This window comes from Streptomyces sp. NPDC033221 (assembly GCF_055577005.1).
This window is the reverse complement of the sequence record NZ_JBVIQN010000015.1, coordinates 17,765-41,227: the sequence shown is the minus strand read 5'-3', so window position 1 is coordinate 41,227 and position 23,463 is coordinate 17,765. Positions and strand designations below refer to the sequence as shown.

The 23,463-nt window shown below is 72.9% G+C and carries 17 protein-coding genes and 1 pseudogene; 10 read left to right on the top strand and 8 right to left on the bottom strand.

What is annotated here, in order from left to right; genetic code table 11:
- Nucleotides 1–3 precede the first annotated feature (3 nt).
- The 5 genes and pseudogenes from ACZ53K_RS20835 to ACZ53K_RS20815 all read right to left on the bottom strand — a co-directional run bounded on the left by ACZ53K_RS20835 (nucleotide 4) and on the right by ACZ53K_RS20815 (nucleotide 6,933).
- Nucleotides 4–2,012: pseudogene (locus ACZ53K_RS20835) on the bottom strand (ABC transporter permease/substrate-binding protein).
- Complete coding sequence (locus ACZ53K_RS20830) at nucleotides 2,002–3,810, bottom strand: sugar ABC transporter ATP-binding protein (RefSeq protein ID WP_468838535.1); 1,809 nt, start codon at nucleotides 3,808–3,810, stop codon at nucleotides 2,002–2,004. Before ACZ53K_RS20830 ends, ACZ53K_RS20835 begins: the two are co-directional and overlap by 11 nt.
- Nucleotides 3,807–4,865, bottom strand: coding sequence for a LacI family DNA-binding transcriptional regulator (locus ACZ53K_RS20825; protein WP_468838533.1), 1,059 nt, complete (start codon nucleotides 4,863–4,865; stop codon nucleotides 3,807–3,809). Before ACZ53K_RS20825 ends, ACZ53K_RS20830 begins: the two co-directional genes overlap by 4 nt.
- Before the next feature lie 522 nt (nucleotides 4,866–5,387).
- Nucleotides 5,388–5,816, bottom strand: coding sequence for an organic hydroperoxide resistance protein (locus ACZ53K_RS20820; RefSeq protein WP_468838531.1), 429 nt, complete (start codon nucleotides 5,814–5,816; stop codon nucleotides 5,388–5,390).
- Between the two features lie 94 nt (nucleotides 5,817–5,910).
- On the bottom strand, nucleotides 5,911–6,933 hold the full coding sequence (locus ACZ53K_RS20815) for an NADP-dependent oxidoreductase (protein ID WP_468838528.1): 1,023 nt from the start codon (nucleotides 6,931–6,933) through the stop codon (nucleotides 5,911–5,913).
- 89 nt (nucleotides 6,934–7,022) lie between these two features.
- Between ACZ53K_RS20815 and ACZ53K_RS20810 the strand changes: the two genes are divergently transcribed.
- The 3 genes from ACZ53K_RS20810 to ACZ53K_RS20800 all read left to right on the top strand — a co-directional run bounded on the left by ACZ53K_RS20810 (nucleotide 7,023) and on the right by ACZ53K_RS20800 (nucleotide 9,024).
- Complete coding sequence (locus ACZ53K_RS20810; RefSeq protein ID WP_468838525.1) at nucleotides 7,023–7,454, top strand: MarR family winged helix-turn-helix transcriptional regulator; 432 nt, start codon at nucleotides 7,023–7,025, stop codon at nucleotides 7,452–7,454.
- 87 nt (nucleotides 7,455–7,541) lie between these two features.
- A complete protein-coding gene (locus tag ACZ53K_RS20805; RefSeq protein WP_468838522.1) occupies nucleotides 7,542–8,180 on the top strand; it encodes a mycothiol-dependent nitroreductase Rv2466c family protein in 639 nt (212 codons plus the stop codon).
- A gap of 40 nt (nucleotides 8,181–8,220) precedes the next feature.
- Nucleotides 8,221–9,024: a maleylpyruvate isomerase family mycothiol-dependent enzyme gene (locus tag ACZ53K_RS20800; RefSeq protein ID WP_468838519.1), complete on the top strand. Its 804-nt coding sequence runs from the start codon at nucleotides 8,221–8,223 to the stop codon at nucleotides 9,022–9,024.
- Here ACZ53K_RS20800 and ACZ53K_RS20795 read toward each other — a convergent pair.
- The gene (locus ACZ53K_RS20795; protein WP_468838517.1) at nucleotides 9,011–10,621 is read right to left on the bottom strand and encodes an MFS transporter; all 1,611 of its coding nucleotides are present in this window, start codon (nucleotides 10,619–10,621) and stop codon (nucleotides 9,011–9,013) included. The two genes, ACZ53K_RS20800 and ACZ53K_RS20795, sit on opposite strands and share 14 nt — an antisense overlap.
- A gap of 169 nt (nucleotides 10,622–10,790) precedes the next feature.
- Here ACZ53K_RS20795 and ACZ53K_RS20790 point away from each other — a divergent pair, with 169 nt between their 5' ends.
- Entirely contained in the window at nucleotides 10,791–11,807 is a 1,017-nt protein-coding gene (locus ACZ53K_RS20790) for a GntR family transcriptional regulator (RefSeq protein WP_468838514.1), read from the top strand.
- On the opposite strand, the gene ACZ53K_RS20785 is transcribed toward ACZ53K_RS20790, so the two are convergent.
- Both ACZ53K_RS20785 and ACZ53K_RS20780 read right to left on the bottom strand, forming a co-directional pair.
- On the bottom strand, nucleotides 11,773–13,008 hold the full coding sequence (locus ACZ53K_RS20785; protein WP_468838511.1) for a PucR-like N-terminal domain-containing protein: 1,236 nt from the start codon (nucleotides 13,006–13,008) through the stop codon (nucleotides 11,773–11,775). The two genes, ACZ53K_RS20790 and ACZ53K_RS20785, sit on opposite strands and share 35 nt — an antisense overlap.
- A gap of 14 nt (nucleotides 13,009–13,022) precedes the next feature.
- Nucleotides 13,023–13,166: a hypothetical protein gene (locus tag ACZ53K_RS20780; protein ID WP_468838508.1), complete on the bottom strand. Its 144-nt coding sequence runs from the start codon at nucleotides 13,164–13,166 to the stop codon at nucleotides 13,023–13,025.
- Between the two features lie 280 nt (nucleotides 13,167–13,446).
- Here ACZ53K_RS20780 and pgfA point away from each other — a divergent pair, with 280 nt between their 5' ends.
- From pgfA to ACZ53K_RS20750, 6 genes are all read left to right on the top strand, one after another.
- Nucleotides 13,447–14,394 carry a cell envelope lipid trafficking protein PgfA gene (pgfA, locus tag ACZ53K_RS20775; RefSeq protein ID WP_468838505.1) on the top strand — a complete coding sequence of 316 codons (948 nt, stop codon included), beginning with the start codon at nucleotides 13,447–13,449 and terminating at the stop codon, nucleotides 14,392–14,394.
- A gap of 258 nt (nucleotides 14,395–14,652) precedes the next feature.
- Nucleotides 14,653–15,957, top strand: coding sequence for a glycosyltransferase family 4 protein (locus tag ACZ53K_RS20770; protein WP_468838502.1), 1,305 nt, complete (start codon nucleotides 14,653–14,655; stop codon nucleotides 15,955–15,957).
- 7 nt (nucleotides 15,958–15,964) lie between these two features.
- Entirely contained in the window at nucleotides 15,965–16,690 is a 726-nt protein-coding gene (locus tag ACZ53K_RS20765) for a class I SAM-dependent methyltransferase (protein WP_468838500.1), read from the top strand.
- Nucleotides 16,687–21,078 carry an alpha-(1->3)-arabinofuranosyltransferase domain-containing protein gene (locus ACZ53K_RS20760; RefSeq protein WP_468838497.1) on the top strand — a complete coding sequence of 1,464 codons (4,392 nt, stop codon included), beginning with the start codon at nucleotides 16,687–16,689 and terminating at the stop codon, nucleotides 21,076–21,078. Before ACZ53K_RS20765 ends, ACZ53K_RS20760 begins: the two co-directional genes overlap by 4 nt.
- The gene (locus tag ACZ53K_RS20755; protein ID WP_468838495.1) at nucleotides 21,075–22,679 is read left to right on the top strand and encodes a condensation protein; all 1,605 of its coding nucleotides are present in this window, start codon (nucleotides 21,075–21,077) and stop codon (nucleotides 22,677–22,679) included. Before ACZ53K_RS20760 ends, ACZ53K_RS20755 begins: the two co-directional genes overlap by 4 nt.
- A complete protein-coding gene (locus ACZ53K_RS20750) occupies nucleotides 22,679–23,461 on the top strand; it encodes a class I SAM-dependent methyltransferase (RefSeq protein WP_468838879.1) in 783 nt (260 codons plus the stop codon). Before ACZ53K_RS20755 ends, ACZ53K_RS20750 begins: the two co-directional genes overlap by 1 nt.
- The last annotated feature ends 2 nt before the right edge of the window (nucleotides 23,462–23,463 follow it).

Sequence of the window (23,463 nt, the reverse complement as noted above, 5' to 3'; positions counted from 1 at the left end):
TTCTCACCCATCGAATTCCGCCGCGTTCTTGCCGGTCACCAGGACCACCGGCACCTTCACCTGTTTCGGCAGCCGCTCGCCGCGCGCCGCCTTGAGCGCCTGCGCCACGGCCTGCCTGCCCAGCAGCCTGGGCTGCTGGGCGACCGTGGCGGTCAGCGTCCCGCCGCGTACGGCCGCGACGCCCTCCGGCGTCCCGTCGAACGCCACGATCTTCACGTCCTTGCCCGCCCGGGCGCCCAGCGACTTGGCGGCGCCGAGCGCCATCTCGTCGTTGGCCGCGAAGACGCCGCCGATGTCCCGGTGTACTTGGAGCATATTGGACATCACGTCCATGCCCTTGGCCCGGTCGAAGTCGGCGGGCTGCCGCGCCACCACCTCGATGCCCGGGTACGCCTTGATGCCCTCCTCGAAGCCCTGCCCGCGCTCGCGGGCGGCCGAGGTGCCGGCCTGGCCCTCCAGGAAGGCCACCTTGCCCTTGCCGCCGAGGGACTCGGCGAGCGTCTTCGCGGCGAGCCGGCCGCCCGCGACGTTGTCGGAGGCGAGGGCCGAGCCGACCCGGCCGCCGTTGACGCCGCGGTCGAGGGAGATCACCGGTACGTCCACCCGGTTGGCGACACCGACCGCCGGCACGGCCGCGTCGGAGTCCACCGGGTTGATGATCGCCGCCTTGACGTCCTGGCTGGTGAACGTCTCCATCTGGTTGATCTGCTGCATGGGGTCGTTCTGCGCGTCGGTGATGTTGATGTTCAGGCCGCGCCGGTCCGCCTCGGCCTGCGCGCCCTCCCGGACGGCGACGAAGAACGGGTTGTTCAGGGTGGACAGGGCCAGGCCCAGGTCCGTGTCGCCGCCACGGTCGCAGCCGGACAGGACGAGGGAACCGGCCAGGGCGGCCGCGCCGAGGAGCCCCGTACGCCTGCGGAGGGAACCCGTACGCATGCCGGGCAACCCGGTGCGCTTGTGGAACGAATCCCTACCGCCGCCGGACAGATCCGTACGCCGCCGCCTCATCGCGCGCTCCGGCGCCGCAGCGTGTCCAGGAGCACCGCCAGCGCGATGACCAGGCCGGTGGCCACCTGCTGCCAGAACGCCGAGACGCTCAGCAGGTTCAGGCCGTTGCGCAGGACGGCGAGGATCAGCGCGCCGATGAGCGTGCCGGACGCCTTGCCGGAGCCGCCGGAGAGGCTGGCGCCGCCGATGACGACGGCGGCGATGGCGTCGAGCTCGTAGCCGACGGCGGCCTGCGGCTGGGCGGAGGTCAGCCGGGCCGCGAGGACGATGCCCGCGACCGCCGCGAACAGCCCGGACATCGCGTAGATCACCAGTTTGCGGCGCTTGACGTCGATGCCGGAGAGCCGCGCCGCCTCCTCGTTGCCGCCGATCGCGAACATCGCGCGGCCCGCGTACGTACGGTTGAGGACCAGCGCCGCCACGAGCCCAGTCGCGATCATGACCAGGACCGGCACGGGCAGCCAGCCGCCCAGCGTGTCCCCCAGCCTGCTGACCGAGGCGGGGAAGGGGATCGGCGTGCCACCGGTGATGACCAGGGCGAGGCCGCGGCCGATGGAGAGCATCGCGAGGGTGGCGATGAAGGCGGGCAGTTTCCCGTACGCGACGAGCGCGCCGGAGACCAGGCCCGCCGCCGCGCCGAGCGCGAGCCCCAGCAGGACGGCGGCCCACACCGGCAGGCCCGCGTCGGTCGCGGCCCAGGCGACCACGGTGGCGCTGAGGGCGGCGACCGAGCCGACCGACAGGTCGATGCCGGCCGAGACGATCACGAAGGTGACGCCGAAGGCGAGGATGGCGGTGACGGACGCCTGCACGCCGACGTTGAGGAGGTTCTGTCCGTTCAGGAAGTCCCCGGACAGCGCCGCCATGACCACGACGAGGGCTATCAGGCCGCCCAGCGGGCCGTTCTTGAGGACGGCCCGGGTGAACCAGGGGCCGAAACCGTCACCGGGCGGGGCGGCGCCGACCGTCTCGGCGGCCGCTCCCGTCTTCACATCAGCGGACATCGGAGCCCTCCATCGCGCTCTCGTTCGTCGGGTGGTGCGGCGATTTCCCGTCCGGTGTCGCCCGGTGCGGTCCGGACGCGCCGTCGGCCGGCCGCACCGCCAGTTCCATCACCGCGTCCTGCGTCGCCTCGTCGCCAGAGAGTTCACCGGCGAGCCGTCCCTGCGCCATGACCAGCACCCGGTCGCTCATACCGAGCACCTCGGGCAGGTCACTGGAGATCATCAGGACCGCGTGCCCGGCCGCCGTCAGCGCGTTGACCAGCTGGTAGATCTCGACCTTCGCGCCCACGTCGATGCCGCGCGTCGGCTCGTCCAGGATCAGCAGCCGGGTGTCGGCCAGCAGCCACTTGCCGATGACGGCCTTCTGCTGGTTACCGCCGGACAGCGTGCGGACGTGCTGCCCCAGCCCGCTCATCCGCACCTTCAGCCGCGCGGCCACCTCGGCCGCCGCGCGCCGCTGGGCACGCCGGTCGACCAGACCGCCACGGGTGTCGCGGTCCAGCCGGGCGAGCGTCAGGTTGTCCTGGAGCGAGGCGTCCAGAACCAGCCCCTGGCCCTTGCGGTCCTCGGGGACCAGGCCGAGCCCGGCGCGCATCGCGGCCCGTACGTCGCCGGGGGCCAGCACCTGCCCGTCGATCTCGACGGTCCCGGCGTCGTACCGGTCCACACCGAAGACCGCCCGCGCGACCTCGGTACGGCCCGCGCCGACCAGGCCCGCGAGGCCGACGACCTCGCCCGCCCGCACCTCGAAGCCGACGTCCTCGAAAACCGGGGTGCCGTTGGGGCCGTGCCGGGTCAGACCGCGTACGCGCAGCAGGGGCGCGCCGGGCTCCTCCGGGCGCTGCCGCGGATACTGTTCGGCGATGTCCCGGCCCACCATCAGGCGGATCAGTTCGTCCTCGTCCGTACCGGCGGGCACCTCGGCGACCGAGCGGCCGTCGCGCAGTACGGTGACGCGGTCGCCGAGCGCGCCGATCTCGTCCAGATGGTGGGTGATGAAGATGATCCCCACCCCGTCGTCGCGCAGTTCGCGCACGATGGCGAAGAGCGTGTCGACCTCCTCGGAGGTCAGTACGGCGGTCGGCTCATCCATGATCAGAACGCGGGCGCGCAGGCTCAGCGCCTTGGCTATCTCGACCATCTGCAGGCGGGCGATGCCCAGTTCGGACACCGGGGTGTCCGGGGAGACGTCCAGCCGTACCCGGCGCAGCAGTTCGGCGGCGCGCGCCCGCATGGTCTTCTTGTCGATCAGCCGGAGCGCGGTGCGCGGCTGTCGGCCGAGGAAGATGTTCTCCGCGACGGTCAGGCGGGGGACGAGGTTGAACTCCTGGTAGATGGTGGCGATGCCGAGCCGTTCGGCGTCCTGCGCGGAGCGGATGTGCACTTCGCGGAGGGGGACGTGGGAGGCGTTGGTGGTGGCTGGGGCGTTGGTGGTGGTTGGGTCGCTGGTGGCGCTTGGGGTGCCGGTGGGCTGGCCGGTGACGGTCGGGCCGGGCGCGGCTGGGCCGCTGCCGGTCGGACCGGTGGCGGCCGGATCGCTAGCGGTCGGGTGCGTCGGGCCGGTGTCGGCGAGGATGCGGCCGGCGTCGGGGCGGTGGGCGCCGGAGAGCATCTTGATCAGGGTGCTCTTGCCCGCGCCGTTCTCACCGAGCAGGACGTGTACCTCGCCCGCGCGCAGGCTCAGGTCCACCCCGTCCAGCGCGCGTACCCCGGGGAACGACTTCGTCACCCCCTCCATGCGCAGAAGTTCGCGGCCAGCCGGTGCGTCGTCCCGAACGTCGTCGTTGACGTCGGTCATGCGCTGCCCTCCTCCTCGTGGGTGTCCTCAGCGGTGTCCCTAGGGGTGTCCTGATGGGCGGTGCCCGGTTCGCCGCAGGAGCGGCGGGTGACGAGGCGGGCCGGCAGCAGTACGGAGCCGGGCGCGCGCCCCTCGATCCGTTCCAGCAGGGTGTGCAGGGCGGCCCGGCCCAGCTCGCGGGTGGGCTGCGCGATGGCGGTGAGCGGCGGGTCGGTGTGCGCGAACCACGGCACGTCGTCGTACACGACCAGCGCCATGTCGTCCGGCACCCGCAGCCCGCGCGCGCGAATCTCGTCCATCGCGCCGAGCGCCATCAGGTTGTCGGTGGCCAGTACGGTGTCGGGCGGCTCGGGCAGGTCCAGGAATTGGCGCATCACCTGGCGGCCACCGGTGTGCTGGAGGTCGGGCGTGGAGCCGACGCGCTCGTCCGGCAGCGCTATGCCGTGCGCGGCCAGCGCCGTACGGAAGAGCTCCAGCCGCTCGTCGCCGGTCGGCGTGCCCGCCGGGGCGACGATGATCGCGGGGCGCCGCCGGCCGAGGGCGGCGAGGTGCGCGGCGAGGTCGGTGAGCGCCGCGGCGCCGTCGGCCCGTACGCACGGCGCGTCGATGCCCGGCACGATGCGGTCCAGCAGCACCAGCGGCGTGCCGGAGTCGACGACCTCGCGCAGCATCGCGGAACCGGTTCCGGCCGAGCTGACCAGCAGGCCGTCGATGCGGCGGTCCAGCAGCGTACGGATGTAATCGTCCTGCTGGCCGGTGCGTTCGGCGGCGTTGCCGATGATCAGGCTGTAGCCGAGGCTGCGCGCCGCGTCCTCGACGGCGTCGGCCAGCTCGGTGAAGAACGGGTTGGTCAGGTCACTGATGACCAGGCCGAGCGTGCCGGTACGGGCGGTGCGCAGGGCACGGGCGACGTTGTTGGGCCGGTATCCCAGCTCCTCGACGGCGGCGAGCACCCGCTCCCGCGTCGCGGCGACCGGGCTGCGCCCGTTGAGCACCCGGGAGACGGTCGCCACGGACACCCCGGCCCGTTCGGCCACATCCTTGATCTTCGCCATGCTGCCCCAGCCCTTCCGTGCGGGTTCGCGCAGGCAGGTCGAGGCCACCGCGGTGCAGGGCGTCTCGATCGCACATCGGCGTGAAATCGATTTCGTGTGGGCTTACGTAATCGATTACACGGCACCGTCGTCAAGAAGGCGTACGAGTGGCCTGCGTCACAGGAGGGGGTGCGGGGAAGCCGGAGCGGGAGTGGAAAGGGGAGCGGGGGTGGGAGTGGGAGCGGCGAGCGGCGGTGGTGCATCGCTCAGCTCTTCCGTCACTCTGCCCCCTCGGATGCCTCACGCCACCACGGTAGCCACCGCCCGTACAGCATCACAGAGCCTCGGCAGCATTTGGCGCGAACCTGACAGCCACACCACGGTACGAGCGAGACAACCGGAACGAGCGGAACAACCGGAACGGCCGAGGGCCGCACCCCCGTACGGGAGCGCGGCCCTCGGCCCGGAGCGTCACCGGCAGCCGGCGCGCGGCCGCCGGCTGGCGACTGCCGGCCCGTCGACCTGCCGGCTGCCGCCCGAACGTCAGCCGACGCTGAGCTTCACGTCGATGTTGCCGCGGGTGGCGTTCGAGTACGGGCACACCTGGTGAGCCTTCTCGACCAGGTCCTGGGCGGTGGCCGCGTCCACATTGGGGATGGAGGCGGAGATCTCGACGGTGAGACCGAAGCCGCCGGACGGGGTCTTGCCGATGCCGACCTTCGCGGTCACCCGGGAGCCGGAGACGTCCGCCTTCTCCTGGCGGGCGACGACGCTGAGCGCGCCCTGGAAGCAGGCGCTGTAGCCGGCTGCGAAGAGCTGCTCGGGGTTGGTGCCTGCGCCGCTGCCGCCCTGCTCCTTGGGCGGGTTGACGACGACGTCCAGCTTGCCGTCGTCGCTGGCGACGCGGCCGTCCCGGCCGTTCTCGGCGGTGGCGACGGCGGTGTAGACGACGTCTACGGGCTGGATGGACATAGAAATCCTCCTGTGGTTCGCCGCGACTCGCGCCCACGATCGCGGCGGCTTGGGGCCGAGCCTAGTGGCCCGGCGGGACCGGCTCCCTGCGGGGTCAGTCCGTGAGATCGACGATCATCTTGCCGGTGTTGTCACCGCGCAGCAGACCGAGAAACGCCTCGAAACCGTTCTCGATGCCGGCGACCTTGGTCTCGCTGAACTTCAGCTCACCCGAGCGCACCCAGGCCGACACCTCGGAGACGAACTGCTCCTGGAGGTGAGTGTGGTCGGCGACGAGCAGGCCCTGGATGCGCAGCCGCTTGCCGATGACCTGCGCGAGGTTGCGCGGCGCGGGGGTCGGCTCGGTGGCGTTGTACTGCGAGATCATGCCGCAGACGGCGACGCGGCCGTGCACGTTCAGCGAGTCGAGCGCGGCTTCCAGGTGGTCGCCGCCGACGTTGTCGAAGTAGACGTCGATGCCGTCGGGGGCGGCATCGCGGAGCTGCTCCTTGACGGACCGGTCGGACTTGTAGTTGAAGGCGGCGTCGAAGCCGTACTCCTCCGTCAGGAGCTTGGCCTTCTCGTCGGAGCCCGCGCTGCCGATGACGCGCGAGGCGCCCTTGAGCTTGGCGATCTGGCCGACCTCGCTGCCGACCGCGCCGGCCGCGCCGGAGACGAAGACCGCGTCGCCCTCCTTGAAGGAGGCGACCTCCAGCAGGCCCGCGTAGGCCGTCAGGCCCGGCATCCCGAGCACGCCCAGGTAGGCGGAGAGGGGCGCCAGGGAACCGTCCACCTTGGCGATCTTGGCGGCGTCCACGAAGGCGTACTCGCGCCAGCCCTTGAAGTGCAGGACGTGGTCACCGACCGCGAAACCGTCGGCGTTGGAGGCGATGACCTCGCCGACCGCGCCGCCTTCCATCGGCTCGTCCAGCTTGAAGGGCGGGGTGTAGCTCTTCACGTCGTTCATCCGGCCGCGCATGTACGGGTCGACGGAGAAGTACAGGTTGCGGACGAGGAGCTGCCCCTCGCCGGGCTCGGAGATCCCGGCCTCGCGGAGCGCGAAGTCCTCCGGCTTCGGCCAGCCGTGCGGGCGGGCGACCAGGTGCCATTCGCGGCCGGACGTGGGCAGTGCGGACATGGGCTGCTCCTCCTCGAAATACTTCAGGTACTGAAACAATAATGCTCCTAGATATTTCATGTTGTCAAGCAATTCGGTACCCTGGTGTCATGACTCCTCGCGCAGACCACCTGACCGTCGAGGTCGTCGAGCTGATCGGCACCGTCGTGGCCCGCTATCACGAGGAGTACGAGCACGCGGCGGCCGCGCACTCCCTCACCGGCGCCCAGGCACGCGTCCTGGGCCTGCTCGCCCGCGAGCCGATGCCGATGCGCCGGATAGCCCTGCACCTGAAGTGCGAGCCGTCGAACGTGACCGGGATCGTGGACCGGCTGGAGACCCGCGGCCTCGTCGAGCGCCGCCCCGACCCGGCCGACCGCCGGGTCAAGCTGGCCGCTCCGACGGAGGCGGGCCTGGCGACGGCCGCCCAGCTGCGTGACTCTCTGGACTTCGCGCGCGAGCCGCTCGGCGAGCTGTCCGTCGCGGAACGCGCGCTGCTCAAGGAACTGCTCCAGCGGATGCTCGGCATCACGGCGGAGTAGGCGCGTACGGGCCGCGCGGGCGCGGTCCGGCCGAAAGCCGCGGTCGAACTCCCGGCCGGAAGTTCGATATCGAACTATCGTGGCGTCATGACTGACCAGAATGCGTCTTCCCCGAACACCACCCGTCACACGGTCGACTTCTATTTCGACCCTCTCTGCCCGTTCGCCTGGATCACCTCGCGCTGGATCCTGGAGGTGGAGGCCCACCGCGACATCGACCTGCGCTTCCGCGTGATGAGCCTGGCCGTCCTCAACGACGGCCGCGAAGGGCTGCCGGAGCAGTACCAGGAGCTGCTGGCCAAGGCCTGGGGGCCGGTGCGGGTGTCCATCGCCGCCGCCCAGAAGCACGGCGAGGAGGTACTGCGCGACCTGTACACCGCGCTCGGCACGCGCCTGCACAACGGCGGCCGGGACGATTACGGAACCGTCATCGAGGAGGCGCTCGCCGAGGCCGGGCTGCCCGTGGAGCTGGCCCGCGCCGCCGACAGCACGGAGTACGACGACGCGCTGCGCAAGAGCCACCACGAGGGCATGGACCCGGTCGGCGAGGAGGTCGGCACGCCCACCATCCACATCGACGGCGTCGCCTTCTTCGGCCCGGTGCTGACGGCGATCCCGCGCGGCGAGGAAGCGGTGCGGGTCTTCGACGGCGCCCGGCTGCTCGCCGGTTACGACAAGTTCTTCGAGCTGAAGCGGACGCGGACGGGCGACCTGGACTTCAGCTGACTTCAGGCCGGATGTCAGTGGCGGGACCTACCGTGGCGACATGGACGCTTCGACGTACGACCGCCACTGCACCGAAATCGTCGCGCAGACCGACCAGTTGCGCTCCCTCGTGCGGGACGCGGACCACCTGAGAACCGCCGTGCCCTCCTGTCCCGGGTGGAACGTGGGTCAGCTGCTGCGGCATCTGGGCGGTGCGCACCGCTGGGCCGAGGAGGTGGTGCGCACCGGCGCGGAGGCGCCCCCGCCCGACGGCCACTTCCGCGATCTGTCGCCGTACGCCGACGAGAATCCGGCCGTGCTCGACGGCTGGCTGGGCGAGGGGGCCGCGCTGCTGGCGGAGACCCTGCGGACCGCCGGGCCCGGCGCGGAGGCCTGGGTGCCGCTTCCCCAACTGGGGCCGGCGGCCGCGTTCTTCGCCCGCCGGATGGCCAACGAGACGGTCATCCACCGTGCCGACGCGTTTCTGGCCGAGGGCGCGCGTTTCACCGTCGGCGAGGAGACCGCCGCCGACTGCCTCGACGAGTGGCTGGAACTGTGCTCGCAGCCGCAGGCGTTCGACCACCGCCCAGCCCTGCGCGAACTGCTCGGCCCCGGCCGCACCCTGCGCTTCCAGGCCGCCGGCACGGCACCGGGGACGGCGGCCGACTGGCTGGTCGACCTGACCGGCGATTCGATCACCTGGCGCCGCGCGCCGCGCGAGGAGGCCGCCGTCACCGTACGCGGGCCGCTGACCGACCTGCTGCTGGTCATCTACCGCCGGCTGCCCGCCCGCAGCCCCGGCATCGAGATCGGTGGTGATGCGGAGCTGCTGGACTTCTGGCTGGAGCGGGTCAGCTTCGGGTGACAGGGATGTCGACGGAGGTGTCGGCAGAGGCGTCGCAGCGGGCAGCCGGGCCCTCCGCACCGCCTTGGGCTGCCTGGGTCCGTACGCCCCTGAGCAGTACGGCCGCCAGCAGCGCGCCCAGCACCATCACGAGCGCCGAGCCGAGCATCGCCGCGTGCAGGCCGCCGAGGAACGCCGTACGGGCCGCCGACAGCAGCGCCTCCCCTGCCCGGCCCGGCAGTTCCCCCGCGACTGCCGCAGCTCCGGCCAGGGTTTCCCGTACGGCACCCGTCGCGCCCGCGGGCAGCCCGCCGGGTACGGAGCCGTCGATGCCGCCACGGTAGACGGTGTTGCCGAGGGTGCCCAGGAGTGCCAGGCCCAGGGCGCCGCCCAGCTCGGAGCCGGACTCCAGGAGCGCGGAGGCCGAGCCCGCGCGCTGCGGCGGGGCGACTCCGAGGGCCAGTTCGGTGCCGAGCGACATCACCATGACCAGCCCCGCGGCGTAGACACTGGCTCCCAGAAGCACGATCCACAGCGGGGTGTCCACCGCCATCCCGGACACCCACAGAAATCCTCCGGCGGCGGCCAGGAAGCCCCCGGCGATGACGAAGGCCCGGTCCATGCGCTGTGCGAGGGCGGTGGCGGCCGGGGCCATGCCACCGACCGCGATGGTCGGCACCACGTTCCACAGGGCGGCCTCCAGTGGGCTCATACCGCGTACGGACTGCAGATACTGGGTGAAGAAGACCGCGCTGCCGACCAGCGCGAACATCGCCAGCAGGTTCATCAGGACGGAGCCCGAGTAGCCGCGGTGGCGGAAGAGTTCCAGGTCCAGCATCGGGTGCCGCGCGGTGCGCTGGCGGCGTACGAACGCGGCGGCGGCCAGCAGTCCGGCGGCGACGGCCAGTGCGGGCAGCGGCTCGAAGCCGTCGCGGGCCATCTCCTTGATGCCGTAGACGACCGGGAGCAATGCCGCCAGGGAGAGCAGCGAGCCCGGCAGGTCGAAGCGGCCGGCCGCCGGGGACGTGAACTCCGGGAGCAGCAGGGGCCCGGCCACCAGCAGCAGCACCATCGCCGGGGCGTTGATCAGGAACACCGAGCCCCACCAGAAGTGCTCCATCAGTACGCCGCTGAGCACCGGCCCGAGGGCGATGCCGCCCATCATGCCGCCGGACCAGATCGCGACGGCCTTGCCGCGCTGCCCGGCGTCGTGGAAGAGGTTGCGGATCAGGGCCAGCGTGGACGGCATGAGGGTGGCGCCGCCGACGCCGAGCACCGCGCGGGCGGCGATGAGCGTGCCGGGACTCTGCGCGTAGGCGGCGAGCGCCGAGGCGATGCCGAACAGGACGGCGCCGGAGAGCAGCAGCCTGCGGCGGCCGATGCGGTCGCCGAGCGCGCCCATGGTGATCAGGAGCCCGGCCAGAACGAAGCCGTAGACATCGAGAATCCACAGCTGTTCGACGCCGCTGGGCGCGAGTTCCGCGGAGAGGAACGGTACGGCGAAGTAGAGCACCGAGACGTCCATCGAGACGAGCAGACACGGCAGCAGGAGGACGGCCAGGGCGGTCCACTCGCGGCGTCCGGCGCGGGGTGGTGATGCGTACGGGGTAAACGTCATAGCCAGGAAGGTAGACACCGCACACGTACGGCGCAAACCCCGGCACGCTCAAGGGAATTGGGCGTGCATCACACTAGTGCAGCTAGGGCGCCCCCCACCGGCGCCGACCCGGCCCTGTTACCCTCACAGCCCCTGGTGCACTAGTACGGAGACTTCGGAGGCCGCCACCGTGGACCGAGCCGTCACCCCGCCGTACCGACGGATCGTCGCGGAGATCCGTCGGCGTATCGACGCGGGAGAACTGACCGCGGGCGACCGTGTCCCCTCGACACGGTCGATCACCCGGGAGTGGGGGGTGGCGATGGCGACCGCGACCAAGGTCCTCACGACGCTGCGCCAGGAGGGGCTGGTCCGGGCCGTGCCGGGGGTGGGCACGGTGGTCGCGGACCCCGGTGCGGGCACGGACGGGGCGCCCGCGCCCCGGCCTCGCGGCAACGGTGGTTCCGGCGGCGACCGTCAGCCCTTCCCGCCCGGTGACGGCCCGGCCCCCGGCCAGACCCCTGGCCAGTCCCCCGGCCTCAGCCGCGACCGCATCGTGCGGGCCGGTGTCCGGATCGCCGACGCCGAGGGCCTGCGCTCCCTGTCGATGCGCCGGGTGGCCGCCGAGTTCGGCGCGTCCTCGATGGCGCTCTACCGTCACGTGGCGAACAAAGACGAACTGGTCATGCTGATGGCGGACGCCACCTTCGCCGAGATCGAGCTGCCCGACCCGGCGCCGCGGCACTGGCGCGCGCGGATGGAGGCCGGGGCCCGTCTCCAGTGGAAGCTGTACCAGCGGCATCCATGGGTCGCCCAGTGGCTGTCGATCACCCGCCCGCAGCCGATGCCGCACGCGATGATCCTCATCGAGTGGACCATGGGCGCGGTGGCGCGGTTCGACCCGCTGACCAAGCTGCGGCTGGCCCTGACGCTGCTCAACCACGTACGCGGCACGGCGGTCGCCCTGGAGGAGGATCTGGAGGCCGAGCAGCACACCGGCATGGACCAGGACCAGTGGATGGCCTCGCTGGAGCCGGAGTACGAGCGGATCATCGAGTCCGGTGCGTTCCCCATGTACGCGGGCATTGGCGACCAGGACGACGCGGGGATGCTGCAGCTGGACGCGATGTTCGAGTTCGGCCTGGCCCGGCTGCTCGACGGCTTCGAGCTGTTCACCGAGGGCAGGAAGGACCGCCCGGCACGCTGAGTTCACCCCGCAGCCGCCGGGCCCGTAGCACGAGTTCCAGTTCGAAGCGGCGGTCCGGGTCGTCCACCTCGTCGCCCCACAGTTCGCGTATCTGGCGCAGCCGGTAGCGGACGGTCTGCGGGTGGACGCCGAGCCGGGCGGCCACTTCGGGGGCGCCGCCGCGCGTCTCCAGCCAGGCGAGCAGGGTTTCGGCCAGCCGGCGTCCGTGGGTGGGCCCGCAGTGCGCGAGGGGTTCCAGGCGCCGCCGGGTCAGGTCCTCGATCAGCTCCTCGGGGGGCAGCAGGACCAGCGCTTCGGTGTGTTCGGTGCAGTGCAGCAGCTGCCCGGCGGGCAGCAGGCCGCGTTCCATCAGGTCGACCGCGGCGCCCGCCCAGCGCAGGGACTTCGCCGCGTGCGCCAGGGGTACGGCCGGACCGAGCGCACCCGACCACCCGGCCGTGGCCCGCTGGAGCAGTTCCCCGCGCCCGGCGGCGTCCGGCTCCGGCACCACCATGCGGGGCCGCTCGCACTCCATGTCCAGCAAGACGTCCGGGCCGACGGCCGGGGCGACGGACTCGCGGGCCGGGCGCAGCAGTACGGCCACGGCGACCCGTTCGGGCAGGGTCCAGCCGATCCGGGCGGCGCGGTCGGTGAGCGCGGGGGCGTTGGGTGCCCGCGCCCCGGGCGCGAAGAGCTGTTCCATGAGGCGGCGTTGGTGCCGCAGCCGTTCGCCCGCCTGGCGGGCCGCGGCCTCGGCGAAGCCGCGTACCGATTCGGCGACCAGCCCGTCCAGGTACTCGAAGCCGGATTCGGCCAGTTCGTACATGGCGGGGGCCGGGATCGACACCTGCTGGCCGATCTCCGCCAGCCGCCGCCAGGCCAGCCGTACGCCCAGCCGGTAGATCGCCTGGAGGGCGTCCAGGCTGCGGCCCTGGATGCCCGCGCCGCGGCCGAACTCCTGGAAGATCCGCGGGTGGACGTGCGGGCTGTCCAGGCCGGCGGACATGTGCTCGACGAAGTGCTCCAAGGACTGCCGGATGCCGGTCAGGGCGCGCGGTTCGCCGTACTCGTCGAGGGCGAGCGGCAGTTGCGGGTACTCTCGGCGGATTTCCGCCAGGATGCGCTGGGCCAGTGCCGGGACCTCTTCGAGTGCGCGGACGGCGAACTCCCGTACCTGCGCCGGGGGTACGTCGCGCCAGGCCGAGCGGGCGGTCTCCACCACGCCTGCGACCTCCCCTAGGGCGTCCGGTCGAAGGTCACGAGGGGCACGTTCGGCTGTTCGGGCGTGGCGTTCAGGGCGGCGACGATGCCGAGGGAGGCGCCGACGGCGAGGGCGGCGGCGGCCAGCGAGGTCAGTACGGCGGCGAGCAGTCTGTGCATGGCGCGGCGGGCCCCTTCGGTGACGGGTACGTCGAGGGTTGCGCGGCGCACCGGCCCGGCCCGGCCCGCGGACGGCCTCGGGCGCACGCCGGAGTGCGCGACGGCGGCCACGGTGCCGTACCGCGCCGACGGGACGCCGGACCGCGACGGCCGCGGTGACTGCCGAGTGTGTGGGGGGCATTGACGGCATGTCAAGGATGCGCCTACGGTTCCCGCCCGTTCACCCGGACCACCGCCACACCGCACGTGCACTGCCCCCGCCGCCCTCAGGAGTGCTCGTATGCGTAAGACCGCCTCACCCTTTTCCCTGGTCCTGCTGGGACTCGGCGTCTTCCTCCTGGTGCTCGCCCCGATGCTCGCCTGGTACGTCGCGCCGCGCGCCCAGCGCACCCCGGTGGACGTCGACGCGACCACCGTCTTCGCCGGCACCGGCAGCTACTTCGACACCGGGACGCTGCGCACGAAGAACCGGCAGAAGATCACCATCACCCGGCACGTACTGGGCGACGTGGCGGAGAGCGAGCGCAGCGGACGGGCCGTGTGGGACGCGTCCACGACTGTCGACACCCCCGTGACGCTGGAGCTGAAGGATCCGCGCAAGGCGTTCCAGTGGACGCTGGAGCGGTGGGTCACCGACCGGCGCACCAACGCGCCGGTGCACTGCTGCGAGGAGGCGCCGACCCGCTTCGAAGGGGATGCCTACCTCAAGTTCCCCTTCGACGTGCAGCGCCGGACCTATCGCTGGTGGGACAGCACCCTCGGCGCCGCGGTCCCGCTCCGCTTCGCCGGCACCAAGCGCGTGCAGGGGTACGAGGGCTACCGCTTCACGGGCACCGTCGAGCCCACCAGGACGGGCAGCCGGCAGGTGCCGGGGCGGCTGGTCGGGCGGCCGGCGCAGGGCCAGGTGCAGGCCGAGGAGTGGTATGCGAACAGCGGGATCGAGCTGGTCGTCGAGCCGCGTACCGGCCGGATCATCAACGCGTCGATCTCGCCGCACAAGACGCTGCGGGCGCCCGGCGCGCGGACCGACGCGGTGACCCTGCTGCGCGGTTCGGGGATCGAGTTCACGCCCGCGACCCAGCGCAAGCAGGTGGCGTTGGCGGACGCGGACAGTGGCAAGCTCCGGACGGTCGGCGAGACGGCGCCGCTCGCGGCGGCCGTGGCGGGCGGCGGATTGACGCTTTTCGGAGTGGTGCTGGTGGTGCGCGGGAGGCGGCGGTTCAGCTGATCCTGCGCGAAGTGATGAGGCGTCAGACGGAGCCGGGGCGGAAATTGTCACGCCGGTGAGTAGCCGCATCGAACAGGGCGGCGAAAACTATCCAGCTCACCCACCCGCGACCCCGTCCCCGCACCGGTCCCCCGCCCGTCCCCGTCATCCGTCCCCCGCCCCCGTCCGCAGCCCCAGGCCGGCAGGTCCGCACGACTCAGTACGCAGTACGTCCCCCCACACCACTGGTACCGCACCCTGAGACGAGTTGGAGCGCACATGCCCCAGCACGTACGACCGTCCTTGTCCGCCGCACCGCACGCACGCCGTGAATCACCTGCACGCCATGACACATCCGCACGCCATGAACCGCCCGCACGCCACGAATCATCCGCACGCCATGCAGCACCCGAATCACCCGCACCGACAGCGCACACCACAGCTCCCGCCCGTCCCGCCCCACCACCCACCTCCGACCACCCCACACCCCCGCTCCCCCTCCCCCGCCGCATCGTCTTCCTCGCCCGCCGCGACCTGGGCAACCCCGCCGCCGGCGGCTCCGAGCTGCTCGTCGACCGCATCGCCGAAGGTCTGACGGCACACGGCCACCAGGTCACACTGCTGTGCGGCGGGCCCGCCGCCGACCGCGGCTACCGGGTGGTGTCCGCGGGCGGCGACGCCGGGCACTTCCTGCGGGTACGGCGGCAGTTCAGCCGCCGGGTCGGCGCGTGCGACCTGCTGGTCGAGGTGTGCAACGGGATGCCGTACCTGGCCCCCTTGTGGCACAGCGGACCGACGCTGTGCCTGGTCAACCACGTCCACACGGACCTGTGGGGGATGCGCTACCCGGCGCCCGCCGCCCGGCTCGGCCGCCGGCTGGAGCACTGGGCGCTGGCGGGCACCCACCGCGGCAACCTCATGGTCGCCGTATCGGGCTCGACCGCCGCCGCGCTGCGCGGCCTCGGCGTGGAGCGGGAGCGCATCCGGCTGGTGCACAACGGTGTGGAGGAGCCCGGCCCGCTGCTCCCCGAGTCGCCGGAGCCGCTGTTCCTGGCCATGGGGCGACTGGTCGAGTACAAGCGTGTCGATCTGCTGCTGCGCCTGTGGGAGCGGGTACGGCCGGTCACCGGCGGCCGACTGGTGATCGTCGGGGACGGTCCGGAGCGCGACCGCCTGGCGGCCATGGCCGGTCCCGACGTCCACTTCACCGGCCGGATCAGTGAGCAGGACAAGCACGAACTCCTCTGCCGGGCCTGGCTGCTGCTGCACCCGTCGCTGGTCGAGGGCTGGGGGCTGGTCGTCATGGAAGCCGCCGCCCGGCACACTCCGGCCGTCGGGTTCGACATCCCCGGCCTGCGCGACTCGGTCGACGACGGAGTGACCGGGCTGCTGGCGCGCGGTGAGAGTTCCTTCGCCGCGCGCTGGTGCACGCTGGCGCTCAGCCGTCCGCGCCGGCAGGCCCTGGGGGCCGCCGCCGCGCGGCGCGCCGCGCGGTTCCGGTGGAGCGCCACGGTCCGCAGCTTCCGGGCCGTGGCGGCCGAGTCGTACGCCGAGGCACACCTCGACCTCCCCGCCGGGCGGTGATGCTGAGGTGCGGGACCCTTCCCTGCGCAGATCTCTCGCCCTCTTCCGCGCCTTCCTGCGCGAGCAGCACGACCCCGAGCGCTGTTACGGCCTGCTCGCGCGGGACGCCGCCGACCAGATCGAACGGTACGAGCCGCTGAAGGGCCGGGTCGTCGCGGACATCGGCGGCGGCAGCGGGCACTTCACCGAGGAGTTCCGGCGCCGCGGCGCGCACGGCTATCTCTTCGAGCCGGACCTGCGCGAACTGGCTGCCCGGGGCCGGCCGCCGCGCGGCGCGGTGCTCGCCGACGGTTACCTCCTCCCGCTGGCGGACGGCACCGCCGACATCTGCTTCTCCTCCAACGTCCTGGAGCACGTGGCGGACCCGCAGACCTTCCTCAGCGAGCTGGTGAGGATCACCCGGCCCGGCGGCCTGATCTACCTGTCGTTCACCAACTGGCTCTCCCCGTGGGGCGGGCACGAGATGGCGCCCTGGCACTACCTGGGCGCCCGACGGGCAAGGGAGCGTTACCGGCGGCGTACCGGCCGGGCCGCCAAGCACACCCTGGGCGAGAACCTGTTCGCGCTGCACGTCGGCCGGACGCTGCGGCAGATCAGGGCGCGGGACGACGTGTGGATCGTGACGGCCCGCTCCCGGTACGCGCCATTCCTCGCCGAAACGATCCCGCGCCTGCCGGGCGTACGCGAAGTAGCCACCTGGAACCTCCTCCTCATCCTGCGGCGGTTGCCATGACCCAGACGCTCCAGTCCAGCTCAGAGCCGGGATCGCCGGACGCCGGCGGCACCCCGGCGGCCGCGCCGGGCGCGCCGCCGCCCGGGCCGCCCCGCTCCCGGCGCTGGCTGCTGGCGTTCTGGGCTGTCACCTTCGTGCTCTTCCTCGCGCCGTCCTCCGGGAAGATGACCTTCGAGACGAAGCTGGGGGTGACCACCGCCCCCTGGCGGTTCCTGGGCGACCTCGGACAGCTCTGGCACGACCGGGCGGGCTTCGGCGGCATCACGGACCAGTACGTCGGCTACGCGTTCCCGACCCTGCCGTACTACGCCCTGACGGACCTCGTGCACCTGCCGGTGTGGATCGCCGAGCGGCTGTGGATGTCGCTGATCGTCACCGCCGCCTTCTGGGGCGCGCTGCGGCTGGCCGAGCGGCTGCGCGTCGGCTCTCCACCAGCGCGGCTGCTCGCCGCCACCGCGTACGCACTGTGGCCGACCTTCACCATGGTCGTGGGCTCGACATCGGCCGCCGCCCTGCCCGGCGCGCTGCTCCCCTGGGTCCTGCTGCCGCTGACCAACCACCGCGCCCCGGCGCGCCTGGCCGCCACCCGCTCCGCGCTGCTCATCCCCTTCATGGGCGGCGTCAATGCAGCCTCGACACTGGCGTCGCTGCTGCCCGTCCTGCTGTACGTGCTGTCGCGTACGGGCGCCCGGCGCAGAGCGCTGCTCGTGTGGTGGATTCCGGGCGTCATCCTGGCGACGGCCTGGTGGGCGGTGCCGCTGCTGCTGCTCGGGGTGTACGGCGAGAACTTCATGCCGTACATCGAGCAGGCCAACACCACGACCGGCACCATGTCCGCCACCGAGCTGCTGCGCGGCGCCGGCAACTGGACCGGCTACCTCAACTTCGGCGAACCCTGGCTCCCGGCGGGCTGGACCATGGCGGCGGGCGCCGCCGCGATCCTCGGCTCGGCACTGGCCGCCGCGCTGGGTCTGGCCGGGCTGGCCCGCCGGGACGCGCCCGAACGGCGCTGGCTGCTGCTGACCGTCCTGGTCGTGGCCGGTATCTGCCTCACGGGATACGCCGGTTCGCTGGGCGGTCCGTTCCACGGGCTGTGGCAGGACTGGCTCGACGGCTGGCTGCGGCCGTTCCGCAACATCTACAAGTTCCAACCGGGGCCGGCACTGGCGCTCGCGTTCGGCCTGGCGCACCTCCTCGGCGTGGCCAGTGAGCGGCGCGGCACCCGGCGCGTCCCGGGGCGCCGCCATATCCCGCTGATCGTCGCGCTGCTGACGGTCCCCGCGCTCGCCCTGCCGTACCTCAACGGCACCGTCCTGCAGCCCGGCGCCTTCAAGAAGCTGCCCTCCGCCTGGGAACGGACCGCCGACTGGCTGAAGAAGAACACCCCCGACAACCGCGCCCTCGTCGTCCCCGCCACCGCGCACGGCATCTACACCTGGGGCTCCCCCATCGACGAGCCCCTGGACGTGCTCGCCCGCTCCCGCTGGGCCCAGCGGGACTTCGTACCGTTCGGGACGCCGGGCGTACGGCGTGCCCTGGACGCCGTCGAACAGGCGCTGATGTCCGGCTCCGAAGTGCCGGGCCTGCGGGACTTCCTGGGCCGGGCCGGCCTGTACGACGTCGTCGTACGCAACGACCTCGACCCGGACCAGATCGGGTACATACCGACGCAGACCGTCAAACGCACCCTGGAGGCGTCCGGTTACCGCAAGGTGGCCGCGTTCGGGCCGCTGACCACGGACGGGAAGATCGCCCCCGACACCCCGGTACAGATCCAGGGCCTCTATCCGCGCCAGCGGTCGGCGGAGATCTACGAACCGGTGGACACCCCACGGCCCGGACCGGTCACCGCCCAGCCGGTCGCGGACACCGCCCAGGTCAGCGGGGGGCCGGAGGCACTGCTCCCGCTGTCCGCCGACCCCACGCTGCGCCACCGTCCGGCCGTACTGACCGGCGACAACCACCCGGGCGTCGGCACCCCGCCGCTCCAGCTGACCGGCGACGGGCTGCGCCGTGCCGACACCAGGTTCGGACTGGTCAACTCCCAGACGTCCTATACGTACGCGCCCGGCGAGCGGAATCACCCGGACAGCGTCCAGGACCCCGGCCGCCCGCCGCGCCAGATCCTGCCCACCGAGGGCATCGACCACCAGACCACCGGCGTGCTGCGCGGCGCCTCCTCCGTCACCGCCTCCAGCAGCGGCAACTGGCTGTTCCACCTGCCGCAGTACGACCCGGTGCACGCCTTCGACGGCAACCCGGACACCGGCTGGGCCGAGGGCAGCGCGGGCGAACCGGCCGGCCAGTGGCTGCGGATCGGCTTCACCCGGCCCACGCCCGTACCGTCCAGGATCTCGCTGACACCGCTGCCCGGCGACGGGATGCGGGCGGCACCGACGTCCGTACGCATCGAGACCGACCGGGGCAGCGTGCGGGGCCAGCTGCTCACCAACGGCACGAAGCAGCAGGTCAGGGCACCAGCAGGCGTCGCGAAGTGGCTGAAGATCACCATCACCGGGTCGCAGACGCCGCGCGCCGGACTGTCCGGCGCGGGCTTCTCCGAGGTGTCGGTACCGGGCGTGCAGGTCACCCGGCTGCTACAGCTCCCGAAGGACGACGAGGAGTCCACGGCGCCGTCCGCGACGTACTCCCTGCACCGCGGCAGCGACCCCGGCGGCCTCTCGCCGGTCTCCGCCGAGGTGGGGCTGCACCGCCAGTTCCGGACCGGCACGGACGCGTCGTACCAGGTGTCGGCCAAGGCCCTGGCCGTACCGGGACCGGAACTCGACCAGCTGCTGGACCGGGCGGCACCCCGGCAGAAGGAACGCATCACCGCCACCGCCGACTCCACCAGCTTCGGCTCCGGCCGCTCGCTCAGCCCCCGCAACCTCGTCGACGGCGACCTGACCACCGCCTGGATCGCGGGCGACCGACCGACCCTGCACCTGCGCTGGCCGGGCAAACGCACCGTCGACCAGATCGTGCTGGCCGCGGCCGGCGGCATCTCCACCCGCCCCGAACAGATCCTGGTCAACTCCCCCGACGGCGCCGCGACCGCCGGGGTCGACGAGAACGGCCAGGCCCGCTTCGACCCCATCACCACCGACCGCCTCGACATCACCATCAGCAAGGTCAAGGAACTCACCGTCCACAACCCGGTCGCCGACCAGGCACTGCAGCTGCCCGTCGGCCTGAGCGAGGTCTACATCCCGGCCCTCGACGCGCTGCGCACCCCGCCGCCCTCGGCCACCGACCGGTTCTCGCTGGCCTGCGGCCAGGGCCCGCCGCTGGCCGTGGACGGCACCCTGCACGCCACCAAGGCCTCCGGGTACGTCCGCGATCTGACCGAACGCCGGCCCGTCACCGTCGAACTGTGCGCGGGCGAGGCGCAGGGCGGGCGCCTGCAACTCCCCTCCGGCCAGCACCAGGTGGAAGCCGGCGACCAGGGCCCGCTCGCGCTGACGGACGTCACCCTCACCCGGGGCAGCGCCCCCGCACCCGCCTCCGAACGGCGGTCGGCGACGGCCATGGACTGGGCCGGCGACCAGCGGTCGGTGCAGGTGGGCACCGGCGCGGCCGCGTACCTCCAGATGTACGAGAACGCCAACGCCGGCTGGCACGCGACGCTCGACGGACGCGAACTGTCACCGGTCCGCCTCGACGGCTGGCAGCAGGGCTTCCTGATCCCGGCGGGCACCGGGGGGCTGGTGAAGCTGTCGTACGCGCCGTCCACCACCTACGACCTCGGACTGCTCGGCGGCGCACTCGGCATCGCCGTACTCATCGGCTCCGCCCTGATACGCCGTACGCCACGCACGCCACCGGAACCGCAGGCGCCGCCCGCGCCCTCCTGGCTGCTGGGGGCCGTCGCCCTCACGGTGGTCGTGGCGCTCGCCGCCGGGCCGTACGCCGTGATCGTGCCGCTGCTGGCCCTGGGGGCCCGGTTCCTGCCGGGACTCCTCGTACCGGTCGCGCTGCTGGCCATGGTGGGCGCCGGCATCACGGCGGCCCTCGGCGCGGGCGAACCGGCCGCCGCCGACGCCGGGGCCTTCAGCGCCACGGCCCAGGCGCTGGCGCTGCTGGCGCTGGCGGCGGCGGTGGTGACTGTGCCGGGTGCGGGGGCGCGGCGGGGGGCTCGGGTGGGGGCGGGGCCTGGGCCTCGGGAGGGGGCGGAGTCGGCCGGGGAACCGGTGTCGGCCGCGGGAGCGGGAGCTACGCAGCCGATCCCTGGGGCGGCGTCCGGGCCTCCGGCTCCGCCGCTGCCCCGCCGCCGACGACGACGCGCTGCGGCGTCGGACAGCGCGCCGCCGCCGAACGAGACGCCACCGAATGACACGCCGCCAAACGGCATTTCACCGGACCGCAGCGGGGAGGAACCCACCCGATGACCGCACTGCAACCGGCACGGCAGGAACCGGCCGGGGACGGGCCGCCCGGTGCGGCGGACCGGGCCGTACGGCGGATTCCGTTCCCGGTGGTGGACGAGATCACCCGGCACTGCCTCACCGACGACGAACCGGAAACCGTGCACATCGAGGTGCATCTGCCCGGTCGGCCGGACCCCGGCCGGCTGCGGGCGGCGTTCCGGGAGGCGCTGTGCCGGCATCCCCGCATCCTGATGCGCCAGGCCCCGCACCGCTGGTGGCGGCGGCGGTACGCATGGGAGCTGACCGGCGTGCCGGACGTGGACCCGGTCGTCTTCCCGCCGCCGGGCCCGGACGCTCTCGAACGGGCCCGGGAACGTGCCCTGGCGGACTGTCCGCCGCTGGACGCCTCTCCGCCGGTGCGCTTGGAGGTCATCGAACGGGAGTCGGATGGAGGCGTGGGCGGAGGTGGGGGTGGAGGTGGCGGAACGGTACTGCTCGTCACCATCAACCACACCGCGCTGGACGGACCGGCCTGTCTTCGGGTCCTGGCCACCGCCGCCCAGCTCTACGGCGGCGCCGACAACTCCCCGGCGCCACCTCCCGTACGCGCGGCCGGAGCCGCTGCGGGCGGCGCGCCCCATGACACGCCGCCACTCGGCGGGCACCGCCTGGCCCGGCCGGTACGGATAGCCGCCGACCACGGGCCGCGCCGCGCGAACAGCCGGGGCAATCGTGACGGGCGGGCCAACCGCGACGGGCGGGGCAACGGCATGCTCATCACCGAGCTGCCCGTCCCGGCCCGGCCGCCCCGCGTCGACGGCGTGGCCGCCTTCACCGTCAATGACCAACTCCTCGTCGCCACCTGCCTGATGGTGGCCCGCTGGAACCACGTACACGGACGCCCGAGCGCCCCCGTCGTCGTCACCATGCCGGTGGACGACCGCCCGCGCGGTACGGACATGCCCATCGGCAACGGCACCCGGCTGGTCTCCGTCGGCTTCGGGCCGACGGAGGAGCGGGATGCCGCGCTGCTCACGGCCGATCCTCCCGATCCGGCAGCGGTCGCCCGGCTGCTGCGGAGCACCGCCGCCCGCACCCGGTCCCTGAAGGCCGCGCCGGGCTCCCAGCTCGGCCTCGGTGCGGCGCTGCTGACCGCGCCGGTGCTTCCGGTCGGCGCGCGCGGAGTCCTCACGCGTGCGCTGCGCACGGCTGCCGCGCCGCTGGCGTCCACCACGCTGCTATCCAACATCGGCCGCATCCCCTACCCGCTCGACTTCGGGGACGCGGGGCGTCCCACCGCCGTGTGGTTCTCGGCCCCGGCCCGGATGCCGCGCGGCCTGACCGTCACCACCGTCTCCGTCGGCGGGCGCGTCCAGCTCGCACTCCGCTGGTCGCACGCGCTCCTGGACGACGAGGCGGGCGTCCGCCTGGGCTCGCTCTTCGCCCGGTCGCTCGCGGCCACGTCCTGGACGCCGGAGACCGGAGACGGGCTGGGGACCGGAGGCGGGCCGAGGGACGGAGACGACGCGGGAGCCGGAGGCGGGTTCGGGGCCGGAGACGGGTTCGGGGCCGGAGACGGGTTCGGGGCCGGAGACGGCCCGGGGGAAGGAGCTGCCCCGTGATCCGGCAGGCGGCCACCGAACGGGACGGCCCGCAGGCCACAGCGGACCGCGAACCCCACCACAGTCTCCGGGAGTTCTACGAGAACCCCGCCGTCCCCGTCGCCTCAGGTGACGCCCGCAGCCGCCGTCAGGCCCTGATGCTGGCCCGGGCCCTGGGACCGGTACGTTCCGGCGCGCCTCCGGCCACGGTCCTGGACATCGGATGCGGCGACGGAAGCGCGGCCGCCATCGCGGCCGGTCTCCTGCCCGGCCACCGCATCGTCGGCGTCGACTGGTCGCAGGACGCACTGCGCCGCGCCGCCCCGCGCGTCCCATACGCCGTACGCGGTGAACTGGGCGAGGGGGGCCTGCCGTTCGCGGACGCCACCGCCGACGCCGTCCTCTTCAGCGAGGTCATCGAGCATCTCGTCGATCCCGACGCGGCCCTCGACGAACTGCGCCGGGTGCTGCGTCCCGGCGGTCACCTGATGCTCTCCACCCCCAATCTCGCCGCCTGGTACAACCGTGGACTCCTCCTCGCCGGGGTCCAGCCCGTCTTCTCGGAGGTGAGTATGCGAGGCATCCACGGCCGGCCCGGTACCCAGGTCGTCGGCCATCTGCGCCTCTACACCGCCCGCGCGCTGCGCGGCTTCCTGCCAGCCTGCGGCTTCGAGGTCGTACGGATCGCGGGCGCGCCGTATCACGACGTGCCGCGTCCGCTGCGGCCCCTGGACCGCGCCGCCTGCCGACTGCCTTCGCTGGCCTCCGTCCTGCTCGTCCATGCCCGCCGGAGAAGGGAGTAGGG